The 18004-nt window shown below is 38.0% G+C and carries 13 protein-coding genes and 4 tRNA genes; 16 read left to right on the forward strand and 1 reads right to left on the reverse strand.

From position 1 onward, the window contains the following. Positions 1–29 precede the first annotated feature (29 nt). The 6 genes from I6E70_RS18055 to I6E70_RS18080 all read left to right on the forward strand — a co-directional run bounded on the left by I6E70_RS18055 (position 30) and on the right by I6E70_RS18080 (position 2002). Positions 30–105 (forward strand) — tRNA-Glu (locus I6E70_RS18055). A gap of 182 nt (positions 106–287) precedes the next feature. Continuing rightward, positions 288–363 (forward strand) — tRNA-Glu (locus I6E70_RS18060). Between the two features lie 93 nt (positions 364–456). Next, positions 457–532: transfer RNA gene (locus I6E70_RS18065), tRNA-Glu, on the forward strand. A gap of 182 nt (positions 533–714) precedes the next feature. Beyond that, positions 715–790 (forward strand) — tRNA-Glu (locus I6E70_RS18070). Further along, positions 779–1699, forward strand: a complete 921-nt coding sequence (locus I6E70_RS18075; protein ID WP_197189330.1) for a hypothetical protein — start codon at positions 779–781, stop codon at positions 1697–1699. The genes I6E70_RS18070 and I6E70_RS18075 overlap by 12 nt, the downstream gene beginning before the upstream one ends. 36 nt (positions 1700–1735) lie before the next feature. Continuing rightward, positions 1736–2002 (forward strand): DksA/TraR family C4-type zinc finger protein, encoded by a 267-nt coding sequence (locus tag I6E70_RS18080; protein ID WP_166379485.1) that lies wholly within the window; start codon positions 1736–1738, stop codon positions 2000–2002. Positions 2003–2286: 284 nt separating this feature from the next. On the opposite strand, the gene gloA is transcribed toward I6E70_RS18080, so the two are convergent. Further along, positions 2287–2688, reverse strand: a complete 402-nt coding sequence (gloA, locus tag I6E70_RS18085; protein WP_197189331.1) for a lactoylglutathione lyase — start codon at positions 2686–2688, stop codon at positions 2287–2289. 647 nt (positions 2689–3335) lie between these two features. Here gloA and I6E70_RS18090 point away from each other — a divergent pair. From I6E70_RS18090 to I6E70_RS18135, 10 genes are all read left to right on the forward strand, one after another. After that, positions 3336–4214 carry an NAD(P)-dependent oxidoreductase gene (locus tag I6E70_RS18090; protein ID WP_007585320.1) on the forward strand — a complete coding sequence of 293 codons (879 nt, stop codon included), beginning with the start codon at positions 3336–3338 and terminating at the stop codon, positions 4212–4214. Positions 4215–4362: 148 nt separating this feature from the next. Then, positions 4363–6621 (forward strand): polysaccharide lyase 6 family protein, encoded by a 2259-nt coding sequence (locus I6E70_RS18095; RefSeq protein WP_197189332.1) that lies wholly within the window; start codon positions 4363–4365, stop codon positions 6619–6621. A 5-nt stretch (positions 6622–6626) separates the two neighbouring features. Further along, the gene (locus I6E70_RS18100) at positions 6627–8837 is read left to right on the forward strand and encodes a heparinase II/III domain-containing protein (RefSeq protein WP_197189333.1); all 2211 of its coding nucleotides are present in this window, start codon (positions 6627–6629) and stop codon (positions 8835–8837) included. Positions 8838–8842: 5 nt separating this feature from the next. Then, entirely contained in the window at positions 8843–9187 is a 345-nt protein-coding gene (locus I6E70_RS18105; protein WP_002962963.1) for a cupin domain-containing protein, read from the forward strand. 2 nt (positions 9188–9189) lie between these two features. Next, on the forward strand, positions 9190–10497 hold the full coding sequence (locus I6E70_RS18110) for an MFS transporter (RefSeq protein WP_007585328.1): 1308 nt from the start codon (positions 9190–9192) through the stop codon (positions 10495–10497). A gap of 74 nt (positions 10498–10571) precedes the next feature. Continuing rightward, complete coding sequence (locus I6E70_RS18115) at positions 10572–11504, forward strand: sugar kinase (protein ID WP_170072885.1); 933 nt, start codon at positions 10572–10574, stop codon at positions 11502–11504. Between the two features lie 429 nt (positions 11505–11933). Continuing rightward, positions 11934–12551: a bifunctional 4-hydroxy-2-oxoglutarate aldolase/2-dehydro-3-deoxy-phosphogluconate aldolase gene (eda, locus tag I6E70_RS18120; protein ID WP_076924850.1), complete on the forward strand. Its 618-nt coding sequence runs from the start codon at positions 11934–11936 to the stop codon at positions 12549–12551. Positions 12552–12565: 14 nt separating this feature from the next. Further along, positions 12566–13648: a class II fructose-bisphosphate aldolase gene (gene fbaA, locus I6E70_RS18125; protein ID WP_024591529.1), complete on the forward strand. Its 1083-nt coding sequence runs from the start codon at positions 12566–12568 to the stop codon at positions 13646–13648. Beyond that, entirely contained in the window at positions 13645–14607 is a 963-nt protein-coding gene (locus I6E70_RS18130; protein WP_010555334.1) for a class 1 fructose-bisphosphatase, read from the forward strand. Before fbaA ends, I6E70_RS18130 begins: the two co-directional genes overlap by 4 nt. A gap of 462 nt (positions 14608–15069) precedes the next feature. Beyond that, positions 15070–17802, forward strand: a complete 2733-nt coding sequence (locus I6E70_RS18135; RefSeq protein ID WP_197189334.1) for a poly(beta-D-mannuronate) lyase — start codon at positions 15070–15072, stop codon at positions 17800–17802. Positions 17803–18004 lie beyond the last annotated feature (202 nt).

The following is an 18004-nucleotide window of genomic DNA, read 5'->3' on the forward strand; positions in this document are numbered from 1 at the left end:
ATTCAGTTGTCCTAGTGACACATTTATGTGTCCCCATCGTCTAGAGGCCTAGGACACCGCCCTTTCACGGCGGTAACAGGGGTTCGAATCCCCTTGGGGACGCCACTTACTATTTTAAGTATTGTGTAAAGCAGTGTGACACCGCACTCTCTACGCACGACGTTATCAAGAGTACTAATCTCTTGGGGACGCCACTTACTTATTTTTAATAGGGAAGTGAAGTGTTATTAAGAAAGCTCGCCTGAAACGAGTCTAAAAATTCAGTTGTCCTAGTGACACATTTATGTGTCCCCATCGTCTAGAGGCCTAGGACACCGCCCTTTCACGGCGGTAACAGGGGTTCGAATCCCCTTGGGGACGCCACTTACTTATTTTTAATAGGAAAGTGAAGTGTTATTAAGAAAGCTCGCCTGAAACGAGTCTAAAAATTCAGTTGTCCTAGTGACACATTTATGTGTCCCCATCGTCTAGAGGCCTAGGACACCGCCCTTTCACGGCGGTAACAGGGGTTCGAATCCCCTTGGGGACGCCACTTACTATTTTAAGTACTGTGTAAAGCAGTGTGACACCGCACTCTCTATGCACGACGTTATCAAGAGTACTAATCTCTTGGGGACGCCACTTACTTATTTTTAATAGGAAAGTGAAGTGTTATTAAGAAAGCTCGCCTGAAACGAGTCTAAAAATTCAGTTGTCCTAGTGACACATTTATGTGTCCCCATCGTCTAGAGGCCTAGGACACCGCCCTTTCACGGCGGTAACAGGGGTTCGAATCCCCTTGGGGACGCCACTTACTTGTTTTTTAATAGGGAAGTGTAGTGTTATTAAGATAAAATCCAAAAATCCAAAAATCCAAAAATCCAAAAATCCAAAAATCCAAAAATCCAAAAATCCAAAAATCCAAAAATCCAAAAATCCAAAAATCCAAAAATCCAAAAATCCAAAAATCCAAAAATCCAAAAATCCAAAAATCCAAAAATCCAAAAATCCAAAAATCCAAAAATCCAAAAATCCAAAAATCCAAAAATCCAAAAATCCAAAAATCCAAAAATCCAAAAATCCAAAAATCCAAAAATCCAAAAATCCAAAAATCCAAAAATCCAAAAATCCAAAAATCCAAAAATCCAAAAATCCAAAAATCCAAAAATCCAAAAATCCAAAAATCCAAAAATCCAAAAATCCAAAAATCCAAAAATCCAAAAATCCAAAAATCCAAAAATCCAAAAATCCAAAAATCCAAAAATCCAAAAATCCAAAAATCCAAAAATCCAAAAATCCAAAAATCCAAAAATCCAAAAATCCAAAAATCCAAAAATCCAAAAATCCAAAAATCCAAAAATCCAAAAATCCAAAAATCCAAAAATCCAAAAATCCAAAAATCCAAAAATCCAAAAATCCAAAAATCCAAAAATCCAAAAATCCAAAAATCCAAAAATCCAAAAATCCAAAAATCCAAAAATCCAAAAATCCAAAAATCCAAAAATCCAAAAATCCAAAAATCCAAAAATCCAAAAATCCAAAAATCCAAAAATCCAAAAATCCAAAAATCCAAAAATCCAAAAATCCAAAAATCCAAAAATCCAAAAATCCAAAAATCCAAAAATCCAAAAATCCAAAAATCCAAAAATCCAAAAATCCAAAAATCCAAAAATCCAAAAATCCAAAAATATTCAGTACTTATAAAGATTCGATTTGGTAGCATAAATTTAAACATCCAACTTTATTAGGAGGATTTATGGCAAGTGGATGGGCACGAGACGGTGCAATTCAAGATCAAATTGATGCGAGTGTTAATGACGCCGTACAGTATGCAAGAAGCAATTTAATATCTGGCGCAAGTGCAGAGTTATGTGATGAGTGCGATGAGAAAATCCCACAAGCACGAAGGATCGCGTTACCAGGAGTGCGCTACTGTGTTGCATGCCAAGCTGCGATAGAAGGTAATGATGCTAGCGCTAAATCGTTTAATAGACGTGGCAGTAAAGATAGTCAGTTGCGTTAAAAAGGTGCTGAAAAGCACCTTTTTATTTAATACCAACCTGCATAAATATTTGAACAATATATAAAATTAAACCCCTCCATAGTTATACCAACCAGCATAAATCTTTGATCAATTTAACGAATTAAATTGCACTATAACGTCGTTAAAAATTTTTTATTTAGAACAACTAGATACAAAAATTTTTGCCTAGTTCTAGCGTAATTTTCTTAACGTTAAATAGACCCCATATATAAGCAGATTGGCATTAAGCAAATTGTTATTACTTGAATTAGTTGGTAGGTAATTTAAAATTTACTCATGTCATCTTTTTTCTGAATAAGTTCTATTGAATAACCATCAGGGTCTTTTACAAAAGCAATTTCAGTAGTGCCGCCTTTTACTGGTCCAGGTTCACGACTAACATTACCACCGGCTGCTTTAATATCAGCACAGGCCTTGTAAATATCATCAAATTCAATGGCTATATGGCCATAAGCATTACCCAGGTCGTAGCTATCTTCGTCCCAGTTATAAGTTAACTCTAATACTGTATTATCTGCTTCCTCGCCATATCCAATAAAGGCAAGAGTGTATCTGTATTCACTGTTATCAGCTCTGCGTAATTCTTTCATACCTAATACTTCAGTATAAAAAGCAATTGATTTGTCTAAATCCGCAACACGCAGCATAGTATGTAATAAACGCATTATTCAGTTCCTTTAGTGATTTTTCAAAGTTCAGTATATTTTTAACTAAGCGCTATTATTAAGCGCATTTTGTGGTTTTTATATGTATTAGCCATATATGTAGGCGTTACGTACAAATCACAACCTCAATACCATTTAGAGTTGGAAGCTGTTGACGTATGATCCTTATAATTTTACCAATAACATCAATTGTAAATTACCAATTAATGAACCATTTTATTGAATTTTGCATATTTAAATAAAGAACACTCAATTATTGGTCAACCTATTAGTATAAAAAAAGTTACTGATTTTTCAACAAAAGTTAACCTATGTCTGATTGGGTTTGTGATATCTAACTGTTTGTTTTTAATTGATATTAAATTTATTTGTATGTAATTTGTAAAAATATGGGATTTACTTGGTTAACTTATTGGTTGACAAAAAAGGCGTATGGTAATACAGTTTTTGCATACCAATTGGTAAGTTGCTTGGTTTGAGTGAATACAATGTATTGGTAATTAATCAGAGTTACGTTTTGCACAGGTTAATTTATAAATAACTCAAGCTTAAAGTTACTCTACAAATTGAAACAAAGACACAGCGTATTTTAAAGTAGATTTTACTTGTTCTTATAAAAGTATGCGCCACATATTTAGGAGTTATTCATGTCAAAACCAGTCATCGGTTTCATCGGCTTAGGCTTAATGGGCGGCAACATGGCCGAAAATTTACAAAACAAAGGCTATGAGCTAATTGTTATGGACCTTAGCAAAGATGCGGTTGCAGCATGTGTCGCTAGAGGCGCAAAAACAGCAAGCACTGCTAAAGAGCTAGCTGAAGGTTCAGATATTGTTATGTTTTGTCTTACAACTTCTGCCGTTGTAGAAAAAATCATTTATGCAGAAGACGGTATCCTAGCGGGTATTAAAGAAGGTGCAGTACTAGTTGATTTTGGTACTTCTATTCCATCATCTACTAAAAAAATTGGTGCTGATTTAGCAGCTAAAGGCGCAGGCATGATTGATGCTCCTCTTGGTCGTACACCAGCACATGCTAAAGACGGCCTTTTAAACATCATGGCTGCAGGCGATATTGATACATTTAATAAAGTTAAACCAGTACTAGAAGATCAAGGTGAAAACGTTTTCCATCTTGGCGAGCTAGGTGCAGGTCATACAACTAAGCTTATCAACAACTTCATGGGCATGACTACAGTATGTGCTATGTCACAAGCATTTGCAGTTGCAGAGCTTGCTGGTGTTGACCGTCAACAACTTTTTGACATCATGTCGACTGGTCCATCTAACTCACCGTTTATGCAATTTTGTAAAAACTATGCAGTTGATAATGTTAGCGACCTTGGTTTCTCGATTGCTAATGCAAACAAAGATTTAGGCTACTTCCTACAAATGGTAGAAGACCTAGGTACTGAATCAAAAATTGCTGAAGGTTCATCAGCTAACCTACAAGCAGCGTTTGACGCTGGTATGGGTCAAGGTAACGTTCCTGAAATTTTTGATTACTTCAAAAAGCTAGAAAAGTAATACTTCTCGACCTTATTGAGCGCTTTAAGCTTTTGGCTTAAGGCGCTTTAACACACATGACACCAATTGACTAAAGTCTTTGTGCAATGTCAGCTTTTTTAAATTCTGATGAAGCACTACTTTCAGTCACAACGAAAAAGAGTTAACTATGCGTTTGATTAACACAATAAAGCTTAGTCTAGTTCTCATCGGTTGCATATCCACACAAATAGCGGCCAAAGATTATTTTGTAGAAAGTAAACAAGCTTTTAATGATATCGCAGCTAATCTAGTTGCTGGCGACAAAGTAGTACTTAAAAATGGTACTTGGTCTGACTTCGAAATCCTACTTGAAGGCCAAGGTACAAAAAACTCTCCTATTTTATTGACCGCTGAAACTAACGGTAAAGTAATTTTATCGGGTCAATCGAACCTAAGACTTGCAGGTAAATACCTTGAAGCCTCAGGTTTAGTATTTAAAGACGGCTACACACCGAGCTCAGCTGTAATAGAGTTTCGTAAAAATAAAAATGAATTAGCCTACAATTCACGAGTTACTCAAACAGTAATCGATAATTACAGTAATCCAGACAAACGAGAGTCTGATTATTGGGTTGCATTATATGGACAACATAACCGCTTTGATCATAGTCATTTAGTTGGCAAACGAAATAAAGGTGTGACAGTTGCTGTTCGTTTAAACACTCAAGCAAGTCAGGAAAACTATCACCGCATAGACAACAACTATTTTGGCTACCGTCCAACTTTTGGTTCAAACGGTGGTGAAACCCTACGTATTGGCACCAGCCATTACTCATTAACTGATTCACATACATTGGTAGAAAATAACTATTTTGAACGCACCAATGGTGAAGTCGAAATTGTTTCGGTTAAGTCAGGCAAAAACATTCTTCGTAATAACGTATTTTATGAAGCGCGCGGTACATTAACGCTGCGCCACGGTAACGGTAACCTTATAGAAGAAAATATTTTTATTGGTAATGGTGTTGATCACACAGGTGGTATTCGCGTTATCAATAAAGACCAAATTGTTAGAAATAACTACCTACAAGGTCTAACAGGCTATCGTTTTGGCAGTGGTTTTACTGTTATGAACGGCGTACCAAATTCATCTATAAATCGTTATCACCAAGTTGAAAATGCGACAATTGAAAACAACACATTTATAAATGTGCGTCATATTCAACTTGCCGCAGGTAGCGATGCTGAGCGTAGCGCTGCACCTAAAGATAGCGTAATGAAAAACAACTTAATCATAAATCAAGATGGTGAACAGCCATTTACAACATTTGATGATGTAAGCGGGCTGGTACTAAGTAACAACATTGCTGATACAAAAGTACTTTCTGAGCTAACGTACGGTGTAAAAAAAGAAAAAATCACGCTTAAAAAAGCAAGTAATGGTCTACTTTACCCAACATCTAAAAGTTTAAATGTAGGTGCAAAGCGCGATTTAAAAGTACTTAAAAAAGAAGATACCGGTGTTAGCTGGTATGCAAAAGTACCAGCACTTGTTGAGTTTGATTCTGGTAAGACACATTCTGTTAAAGCTGATGTAAGTGCATTACTAGACGCTATTGATAATGCAGAGTCGGGCGATGTTCTAGAACTAGCGCCTGGCCAGTATGATGTTTCTAAACTGGTTAAAATTGATAAAACGTTGACAATTAAAGCAAAGCAGAACACAAAGTCTAAACTTACTTTTCAACGCTCTACCTTGTTTGAAATACATGATGGCGGCAGCTTAAAACTAGATGGTTTATCTATTTCAGGTGAAAACGCGCCAGATGCAATAGGTAACAGCATTGTTCGTACGCAAAAATGGGGTATGGTTGATAATTACCGCTTTGTAATGACCAACTCAGAGTTAAATGCTTTAGATATTAATCATTCATTCCATTTCTTTATCACTGGTAAAGGTGCAATGGCTGACGAAATTATTATTACAGGTAATACCTTTAATACAGTAACAGGTGACATTTTACGTCTAAATACTGAAATTGAAGACTTAGGTGTTTATAACGCGGAATACGTTATTGTAAATAATAATACATTTAATGATGTGCTAGGTGGTGTACTTAAGCTTTACCGTGGTGGTACTGATGAAAGTACATTTGGCCCTCATTTTGAAATGACAAATAACACGCTTAATAACGTTGGCCTTGGTAAGCGTAACAAAGAGCAAGCGAGCATTTATGTTCACGGTGTTCAGGTTACTAATATCAAAGATAATAAATTTGTTAAATCTGCTCCTATTGTTGTAGAGCACACAGTAGGCGAGCCTAAAACTGAAATCTCAGACAATACATTTGATGCAACTAAAGCACCAAGTGTTAAAGAGTTAAGAGTTAAAGGCCCACATACAGCAGTATTAAAAAATAACAACATTTTAAATAAGGCAGGGTAAATACTATGTACTTATTAAAATGCCAAACAGGTTTTAAAATAGCGGCTGTAGCAGCACTTACATTACTTACATCATTGGGTGCGCATGCAGCGCACCCAAACTTAGTAATTACTACTGATGACGTAAGTCATATGCGTCAAGGAATAGGCAGCGAAGGTAAATTTTCTACTGCGTTTGAGCTATTAAAAGCGCAAGTAGACGAACAAATAGCTCAACCAATTGCGGTACCTGTACCAAAAGATGGTGGTGGTGGTTATACACATGAACGCCACAAAAAAAATTATCAGCTTATGTATAACGCAGGCATCATTTATCAACTAAGCCAAGATGATAAATATGCAAATTACGTGCGTGATATGTTGCTTGAGTATGCAAAATTATACCCAACGCTTGGTCTGCATCCAAAACGTAAAATGGACTCGCAAAATCCAGGTAAGTTTTTTTGGCAAAGCCTAAATGAAGCAATGTGGCTTGTGTACACAATACAAGCTTATGATCTAATTCATGACTCGTTAAATGCCGATAACATTAAAAAAATTGAAAATGACTTACTACGTCCTGTTTCGTTGTTCACATCAGTAGGCCAACCCTCTACATTTAATAAAGTACATAACCATGGAACATGGGCAACAGCGGGTGTTGGCATGGCAGGGTATGTATTAGGTGAACCTGAGTGGGTAGAAAAATCATTATACGATTTAGAAAAGTCGGGTAAAGGTGGCTTTATTAAGCAGCTAGAAATGCTGTTTTCACCACAAGGTTACTATAACGAAGGTCCTTACTATCAACGCTTTGCACTATTACCCTTTGTAACGTTTGCTAAAGCGATTGAAAACAACGAACCACAACGAAAAATCTTTGAATATCGTGATGGCATATTATTAAAAGCGATTGATACGACGATTCAACTTAGCTACAACGGTTTGTTTTTTCCAATTAACGATGCAATAAAAAGTAAAGGTATCGATACTATTGAGTTAGTTAATGGTGTAACTGCAGCGTATGGATTAACTAACGACGCAGGCTACCTTGATATTGCTAAGCAACAAGACCAAATAATTCTCTCTGGTGATGGACTAAAAGTAGCTCAAGCACTTGATAACAACATGGCAAAACCTTATTCGTTTAAATCTGTTGCCTTCGGCGATGGTAATGACGGTAAACAAGGTGCTCTAGTTGTAATGAGAACGCAGGTAGGTGGCGATCAAGCTCTACTATTTAAACCTGCTGCACAAGGCTTAGGTCACGGTCATTTTGATAAACTAACATGGCAGTTTTACGACCACGGTAATGAAATTGTATCTGATTATGGCGCAGCACGTTTTTTAAATGTAGAAGCTAAATACGGCGGTCGTTATTTACCTGAAAACGAAACTTACGCTAAACACACTGTTGCGCACAATACGGTAGTGGTTGACGAAACAACGCATTTTAATGCAAATGTTGAAGTAGGAAATAGTAATTACCCTACACTTAACTTTTTCGAAACGAATGAATACGGCACGGTTTCAAGCGGCGAAATAAGCACAGCTTATAAAGGCGTTGATCTTGAGCGTACGCTTGCACTTATTAACTTACCTGAACTACAAAGTACAGTTGCACTTGATATATTTGATGTTGCAGCAAATAAAGCGCATCAGCTTGATTTGCCTTTGCATTATAAAGGTCAGCTTATAGATACCAGCTTTGAGCTAAAAGCGAATGCAACACAACTGTCTGCATTAGGTACTAAAAATGGCTACCAGCATCTATGGCTTAAAGCTCAAGCGCAACCTCAAAGTGGTTTAGCTAAAGTAACGTGGTTAAACGAAAATGGTCGCTTTTATACGCAAACGAGTTTGGTTAAAGGTGATGAGTCTTTCTTGTTTACTCAAATAGGCGCAAACGACCCTGATTTTAACTTACGCAACGAAAACGGTTTTATTCGTCGTGTTGAGGGTCAAAAGCAACATAAATTTATATCTGTATTAGAGCCTCACGGTGAATACAATCCAAGTAAAGAATATACGTTAGAAGCTGTTAGTAGAGTTACAAAGCTTGAATATAGTCAGCAGGGCGATTTAACACTTGTTGAACTTGATATTAAAGGCAAGTCATATTTAGTGGCTATTAATAAAGCACCAACCTCAGCTAAAAATACATTCAATTATCAAAATAAAGAGTTCACTTTAAATGGCCGATTAGGCGTTTATATGATGAACAATAATCAGGAGTAAATAGGATGCAAAAGCAAAGCGCAAACTTTTCATTTGGCAACGAGACCGAAATTGAAGATTTAGGAAATGGTCTAAAACGTCAAATGCTAGGTTATAACGAAGAGCTAATGGCTGTTAAAATTTGGTTTGAGAAAGGGGCTATTGGTTATAACCATGCTCACAGACATTCTCAAGTAACGTATGTTGTTGAAGGTGAGTTTCACTTTAACATTGATGGCGTCACTAAAATCTTAAAACCGGGTGATAGCTGCTTAATCCCACCATTTGCTGATCATGGAGCTACCTGCCCAACAGGCGGAATCCTGATTGATACTTTTAGCCCAGCGCGTGAAGACTTTCTTGAGGATTAATTATGCAACTTAAAGGCTTACGTTGGTGGGTTATAGCGCTAATTGCGCTAGCTACCATTATTAACTATATCGACCGTCAAGCACTTAGTGTGCTTTGGCCGGACATTGTTGAAGATTTATTTCCTGATGAATCAGCGCTAGAACGCAAACAAATATACGCTAATATTTCAATTGTGTTTGTATTTGCTTATGCATTTGGTCAAGCCATATTTGGTAAAATATTTGACTGGGTAGGCACACGCTTCGGTTTTGTTTTATCGATAGGTGTTTGGTCTATTGCAACCGTTGCACATGCATTTGCACAAGGTGTACTTAGCCTTAGTATTTTTCGCGCAATCTTAGGTGTAGCAGAAGCCGGTAACTGGCCGGGCGCAGCTAAAGGTAATGCTGAATGGTTTCCTACTAAAGAGCGCGCCTTAGCACAGGGTATTTTTAACTCTGGCGCTGCTATTGGCGGTATTATTGCTATTCCTTTAATTGCTTATTTAACTATCTACTTTAGCTGGCAAATGGTGTTTGTTTTTGTTGGTGTATTAGGTTTTCTTTGGTTAGTGCCTTGGTTAATTTTAGTTAAAGCGCCGCCTAGCTCTCATCCTTGGCTTACTGCCGAAGAGCGTGAATATATCTTAACAGGTCAAAGACGTGTTGATGATAATGGCGATGTAACAGGTGAAGACGAAGAAGAATATAACCCTTCAACTGCTGAGTTACTTTCTCGTAAGCAAAGCTGGGGTGTAATTATTGCCTCTGCTGCGATTGACCCTATTTGGTGGTTATTTGTTTTTTGGATACCTATTTACCTAAACGAAGTATACGGCATGGATGTTAAGTCTATTGGTATATATGGTTGGGTACCTTATGTTGGCGCTATGTTTGGTGCATGGTTTGGTGGCTTATTAGCTCAAAACCGACTCAAAGCCGGTTGGAATACAGATAAAACACGTAAGCTAACTATAACGCTGGGCTGTTTAATTATGTTACCTGCGTTACTTGCAATGGCAAATCCAGGCGGACCAACGACAGCGGTACTAATTATGGCTGTTATATTATTTGGTTTTCAAACTGCAATTGGTAACGTGCAAACACTACCAAGTGATTTGTTAGGCAAAAAAGCTGTAGGTACATTATCAGGTTTCTCTGGTATGGCGGCAAAACTTGGTGCTGTAGGCCTTACATCGCTTGTGCCTATTCTTACTGCTGATGGTAATTATACGCCAGCATTTGTTATTGGTGCTTCTTTAGCCATTATAGCAATGGCAGCTGTTTGGATTTTAATTCCAAAAATAGAACCTCTTAAAAAGCCTCAATAATCTAGATAATAACTGCTATGCCAACATGTTTTGTATAAGCGCATAGCAGTTAACTACATAGGGTAACTTCCAAGATGAAAAATATTTACTTTATCGGTGAATGCATGGTCGAGCTTAGAGCTATGAGCGCAGCCACACTACACCAATCATTTGCAGGCGATGTTTATAATTCTGCAGTGTATTTAAAACGTTGCTTCCCGCAGGTTACTACTTCGGTTGTTACGGCTTTAGGTCAAGATAATTTAAGTAAAAAAATGCTAGAACGCTTTGAAAGTGAACAAATAAATACACAACTCGTATTTGCTCACGATACCAAAGTACCTGGCATGTATTACATAGAAACCGATGAGCATGGTGAGCGTAGCTTTATTTATTGGCGTAATGATTCTGCAGCTAAAAAGGTTGTTGATTTTTTAGATGCTGATGCACTCGAGCAGCTTAGCCAAGGTGATATGTTTTTCTTTTCAGGAATTTCATTAGCAATAATTGAAGAAAGTGCACGTGAGCAGTTTTGGAAAGTTGTAAAGCAGCTCAAAGATGCTGGAGTTAAAATAGTTTTTGATCCTAACTACAGAGCGCGTTTGTGGAATAGTGTAGAGGAAACTAAAGAGCAATATCATTTAGCCTTTACGCTTGCAGATATTACCCTACCTGGCGTTGAAGATTTAACAACACTTTATGACGTACATAGCGTAGAAGCGGTTGTTGAATATTTAAAACCTTACCAAATAGAAGAAATTGTTGTTAAAAATGGCCCTGAATCGGTAGTGACAAAAGAGGGCGAGACCCTTCAAAGCCACACTATAATACCGGTAACAAATGTTGTAGATACGACATCCGCAGGCGATGCTTTTAACGGTGTTTACTTAGGTGCTCGTTTATCTGATAAATCAATTTCAAGTGCTGTACAACTTGCTGCAAAAGCAGCAGGTGCTGTTATACAACAGCCAGGCGCTATTGCTCCAAAAGATATATTTCAGCTAGCAATGGTTAAAGCTGGGATCTGATACCAATTTTATTAAAAACATGATCACCTTAGCGTATTAAATAACTCACTAACTACGTTAAAAATTATTTATATAGAACAACTATGTATCATAATTTTAGCCTTGTTATTGAGCTGTTTTCTTGTCGCTATAATAGCTCATTAATTTAATGCAATTGGTATAACAAAATAATTAACCTGAACTCTGGTTAAGAGATTTACTAACATATTGAATCATGGTGATATTTAAAATTATTTTCTCTAGCTAGAGATTTTCAGTGAAAACAAGGCGAATTTACGCGTCAATAGCGGGCCTATTGCAAGTAAATTCAACGCAGTTAGCGCTGAAAATAGCTGCTTGAGATAGATTTATTATCTAGAGTTCAGGTTAATCAAACATTAAAGGCCGCCATACCTCGGCCGCATTACTTTTTTATAAAGGAACAACGTTATGACTCGCTTTTCTGAACTTATGTCAGGACAAACACTGCTACCTATAATTCAAGCTGATACGCCAGAGCAAGGTGTTCAAATAGCGAAAGCTATGGCTAACGCCGGCCTTACTTTAGTTGAAGTAGTACTAAGAACAGAAGCTTCTTTAGAAGCATTAAAAGCTATTAAGGCACAAGTGCCTGAGCTAAAAGTAGGTGCGGGTACGGTAATAAATACTGAAATTTTAGAGCAAGCACTAGAAGCGGGTTCTGACTTTATTGTAACGCCAGCTGTGTCTCCTGTATTACTTGCCGCACTTGCTAAATGTAATGTACCGGTACTTCCTGGTGTATCAAACACAGGTGATATTTTAATGGCGCTTGAATATGGCTTTGAAGAGCAAAAATTATTCCCGGCATCGCTAGCCGGTGGAGCACCTTTTGTATCAGCTGTATCGTCAGTATTTAGAGCAGTCAGCTTTTGCCCTACAGGCGGTGTTAGCGAAAGTAACAAAATGGACTATCTTTCTTTAAATAATGTATTCGCCGTTGGCGGTACTTGGATAGCGAAGAAAGAATGGGTTGAGCAAGAAAACTGGCAAGCAATTACCGATTCTTGTATCCAGGCTTTAAAATAGAAAGGATTGCATAAATGAATTATTTAGCCCCAACAATACTGCCAGGCGTAATCGTTGGCGATGAAGTAAGTGCTGTGTATGAGCATGCGCGTACTAATCAATATGCTTTGCCAGCGGTAAATGTTGTTAGTACAACATCTATAAATGCGACGCTAGAAGCTGCTAAAAAGAAAAACTCGCCCGTTATTATTCAGCTTTCTAATGGTGGAGCTCAATTTTTTTGTGGTAAAAGCTTATCTTTACCGGAGCAACAATCAGCAGTGCTTGGGGCGGTAAGTGCTGCAAGATATGTACATTCAGTGGCAGCACATTATGAAGTAGCAGTGATGCTTCATACTGATCACGCAGCTAAAAAGCTACTACCTTGGATTGATGGTTTGCTTGATGAAGGTGAAAGACACTTTGAACTGACTGGCAAACCACTGTTTAGCTCGCATATGATTGATTTGTCAGAAGAGCCTTTAGAAGAAAATATCGAAATTTGTGAACGTTACTTAACGCGTATGGCAAAAATAGGTATGACGCTTGAAATTGAGCTTGGCTGCACGGGCGGCGAAGAAGACGGTGTTGATAACTCACACCTAGACAGCTCTTCTTTATACACTCAGCCTGAAGATGTTGCATTTGCTTACGAACGTTTAAGTCGTATTAGCCCTAACTTTATAATTGCAGCGTCTTTTGGCAATGTTCACGGTGTATATAAGCCGGGTAACGTTGTTCTTACACCAACTATTTTAAAAGATTCACAAGCTTACGTATCAGAAAAATTTAATCTACCAAGCAACTCAATTAACTTTGTGTTTCATGGTGGTAGTGGTTCTGAGTACGATAAAATTGCAGAGTCTTTAACCTATGGTGTAGTTAAAATGAATATTGATACCGATACGCAGTGGGCGTGTTGGACAGGTATTTTAGACTACTACAAAGGTAACCAAGCATACCTACAAGAGCAAATTGGTAACCCTGATGGGGATGATAAGCCAAACAAAAAATATTATGATCCTCGCGTATGGTTGCGTCATTCAGAGCAAAGTATGGTTGCAAGACTAGAGCAATGCTTTGACGATCTAAATTGTGTAAATAGGTATAGCGCATGAAAAGACTAAATACAGTATTAAAAGAAGACGGTGTAGATACCGATCTTATTTTACTTATTCGCACAATTTTAGCGACCAGTAAAGAAATTGCTTTTCGAGTAAGCCAAGGTGAATTAGCCGGTGTTTTAGGTTCAACATTGAATGAAAACATCCAAGGTGAAGTTCAAAAAAAGCTAGATGTAATCGCAAACCAACTACTTAAAGACATCCTACTTGACGACAGCAGCGTACGATCAGTTGCATCAGAGGAAGAAGATCATGCGGTAGGTGGCCACCCTGAAGGTAAGTTTATTGTTGCTTTTGACCCACTAGATGGCTCTTCTAATATTGATGTTAATGGGCAAATAGGCACTATATTTACTATTTACTTAGCCCGTGATGATGTTGCCTTCGACAGCGACGAGCAATTTAGTCAGCCTGGTGTAAATCAAGTATGTGCAGGCTATGTGTTATACGGCCCTTCATCATTACTTGTAATGAGTACTGGCGGTCCAACGCGTTGTTATACATTAGACTCAACGCATGGCGGTTATCTACTGACAAATAAGCAGTTAAGTGTGCCAGAGCAGAGTCGTGAATTTGCCGTTAATATGGCTAACTACCGTTATTGGGACGAACCGACACAAGTGTATTTTGATAAATTGCTTTACACCTGTGAAAGCTTTGAAAAAAGCTCAATGCGTTGGAATGCAGCGATGGTAGGCGACGTTCATCGTATATTATGCCGAGGCGGGTTATTTTTGTATCCGCAAGATAAACGCAGTGGTAACGATAACGGAAAAATAAGACTGCTTTATGAAGCAAACCCGTTGGCACTTTTAGTTGAAAACGCAGGTGGTAAAGCAACCTCTAGAGGAACGCGTATTTTAGATATTGCGCCAACTAGCTTGCATCAACGTGTGCCTGTTGCTTTGGGCTCAAATGAGCCTGTAGAGTTTTATAATAACGCTATTTTATAAACCAGTACTTAATAAAAAAGGGGCAAAAAATAGCCCCTTTCTTTACCCTTATTTTTCATTCTCTCTGTAAATAATCCTTTTTATACAAACTCACTTCATTTCTTAATTTTTTTATAGTCTTCAAATAAGAATACTTCATATATATTAAATAAATCTGATTTACTTAACCCCATGTAAAACCAATTTTTTACTCTAAGGTTATGTATTTTCGCAGTAATTGTGCACGATTGAATTCAATTTTTGACCTGGGATAACAGTGCAGGGTTAACTTTATGTTTATTTATTGTTATTTAATTAGGTTGGTATAGTGGAAAAAGTTATTTTATTATGGTTATATTACCAAGTTGGTTAACAATTTATTTGCAATTTAAATGAATTTGGTAATAAACGCATGATTTATTTGGTAACACACACAATAGATAACCAAATATTAAAACCATAAATTTGGAGAATAGAGCCACCATGAAATTAAAACATTTTGCGCTATGCGCTATTGCAGCTGCAATAGTTGGTTGTGACACAAACTCAAACAACAATGACAACAACTTGGGCTCTATTGCTCTTAGTGGAACTGTTACAAGCGGACAAACATTAACAGCTGAAGTTAGTGACCCTGATGGTATCTCAGGTGACGTGACTTACTATTGGTATGCAGATGGTGAGGCAATTACAGGTGCAAATAGCGCTTCGTTTACACTGACTGACGATCAGATAGGGTTACCAATTACAGTTCAAGGGCTTTATACCGATGATGGCGGTATCAATGAATCGCATATTACAGATCCAACCGCAGATGTTGCCGCAATCGCATTCCCTGCAAGTTTAACTATTACGGGCGACGCTCTAGTTGGTTCGCAACTAACAGCCAATGTAGCTGACGAAAATGGCTTTGATGGCGATACAGTAACTTATAAATGGTTTGCTGATGACATAGAGATTGCAGATGAAGCACTTTTAACGCTCACGTTAACAGACGCACAGTTTGGTACAGTTATAACAGTTAGTGCATCTTTTGAAGATAGCCGTGGGTTTAACGAGTCTGTGACTTCAACGGGTACAGAGGTTGTAGCACGAACAAACTCAGAAGGCGAAGTTACAATTAGTGGCACGCCAACCGTTGGTAATATATTAACAGCAGAAATTAATGATACCGACGGGGCAACAGGAGATATTACTTACCAATGGCTTGCTGACGCACAAGAGATAGATGGCGCAACACAAAGCACCTTTACAGTTGATGCATCACTTTTAGGTCAAAAGATAAGTGTTCAAGTTGCTTACACAGATGATAATGGATTTATCGAGGATAATACATCAGAGGAAACAATTGCTGTTTCTGCTGTTGCGGTTGACGAAGCCGGTAGCGTCGCCATTATGGGCGTAGCGCCTTATTTGACAAGTGGCGAGTTAACCGCTGAGATAACTGATAACAACGGTGTTGAAGAGGCAAACGTTACTTATACTTGGTCTGCTGATGGCGTTGAAGTAGCCGACAGTAATAGTAAAACATTTACACCTTCTGCTTACGCTGGCTCAATAATGTCGGTAAAAGCTACGTATACAGATAACGATGGTTTTGCGAGTGAGGTTACAAACTCACTTGATACATTAGTTTACACACAATTAGTTAGTAACCCTGAAGTACTCCTTGGTGCTTTAAGCGGCGGTTTAGCTGATGGTGATGTTATTGGCTTAAACACCGGTGTTTATGCTGATATGGACGCAGTTTTATTAACCAGTGCAGTAACGCTTCGCGCTGTAGAAGGTCAAACTCCTGTACTTAGCGGTGAAGTATGTGTGCATGTAGCTGCTGGAGTAGATGGCGCTGGATTAACAGGGCTTACCTTTAAGAATATAGATACTAAAGCGGGTGCATTTTGTGAAACCGAAGAAGGTGCTGTTATTTACTCAGAAGGGGATAACTTTACTTTTTCGCAAAACACGATGGATGGAGAAGAAGCTACACTCAATAACTCTGAATACCATTGGCTGATGATAAAAGGTCAAAGCGCGTTGGTTGAGCGAAATACATTCTCTAATCGAAATGTAGCAGAAAAAGGGTCTGTGATAAAAATATCATCATCAAGCTCTGATCACGTTATTCAATATAATTTATTTAGTGACAGTGATAATCCAAACTTTGATCAATCAAGTTTATACTTAATCAATGCAGGTAGTACAACGGGTAGCGGTGCAGCTGATAACGCAAACTTTACTATTCAGTATAACCGCGTAGAAAACTTTGTAACGGGTCGTCGTTTAATGCGTGTACAAACTTCTGGTGCAACCATCAAAGGCAATACAATCGTAAATCCTAATGGTGGTATTTCACTAGAAGATGGTGGCTTCAACAGTGTTACAGATAACGTTATTATTCGAACTACCGATATTGCAAGCTCTGATGATCGCCCAGCGGGTATATTAATTACACCACTTGGTCACACCGTAAGTAACAACTACATTGCAGGTATTCGTTCTGGTAATAAAGAAGCAGGCGGTATTGTATTCACAGCTAACCCATTTTCGCAAGCTGACGGCGGTGTGCCAAATTCTGGTAACCAAGCTGTGCTTGATAGCGCTGGCGACTTTACACTAAATGTAACAAACAATACGGTTTTGAACTCACAGCAACCTATTGTATTTAGTACGGAAATTGGTTCTCGCGCTCCTGTTGGTGACTGTGATGAGTTAACCGCAGCGAATGCGCCGGTACTATACGGTCTAACCAAAAATGCGTTTGTTATCAACTTTAATGGAAATTTAATTGCAAACGGTTTAGGCGATCAAACAGACGAAGATACAATAAACAGCAGTGCTACAACTCAAGGCCTATTTTATCCAAATACACTTGATAGTGACCATGCTTTTGAATATGACTGTGACTTAATTAATCATGATAGCTCGCTGCTAAGTAACAACTTTGGTTATATGGATAGTCGAGTATCAGGCGATGCAAGCGGTGACTGGGTTGAAATTAGAAAACTAAATGGTAATGGCGCATTCGATACTGATGGTGCAATTGACCAAGACCCAGCAACTAATGGCAAAGAAGTACTTGAGTACGTTACAGCAACAAGTACGTTATTAGAAACCGACCCTGCAGGCCTTCAGGCAGAGGCAGGTGCTAAAGGTCTTCATTATATTCAGTCATCTGAAGTCGGTGTTGGATCTACATGGAAAATACAAAACGATTAAATAACCAATTAATCAGTTAACTTTTAAAAGCCCCAAATTTGGGGCTTTTTTATTATTCATTAATAATCACCACACTTTTTTCAACCTACATTACCCATTTATAAACTAGTTTAGAGCGGTTTATATTCTAGTGAAAAACCTGCCTGACCTACTGGTAATGCCGCTAAGTTAAAATTGGTATACCTTATGGTAATATTAAAAC

This window comes from Pseudoalteromonas sp. NGC95, assembly GCF_015864705.1.
Taxonomy (GTDB): domain Bacteria; phylum Pseudomonadota; class Gammaproteobacteria; order Enterobacterales; family Alteromonadaceae; genus Pseudoalteromonas; species Pseudoalteromonas arctica.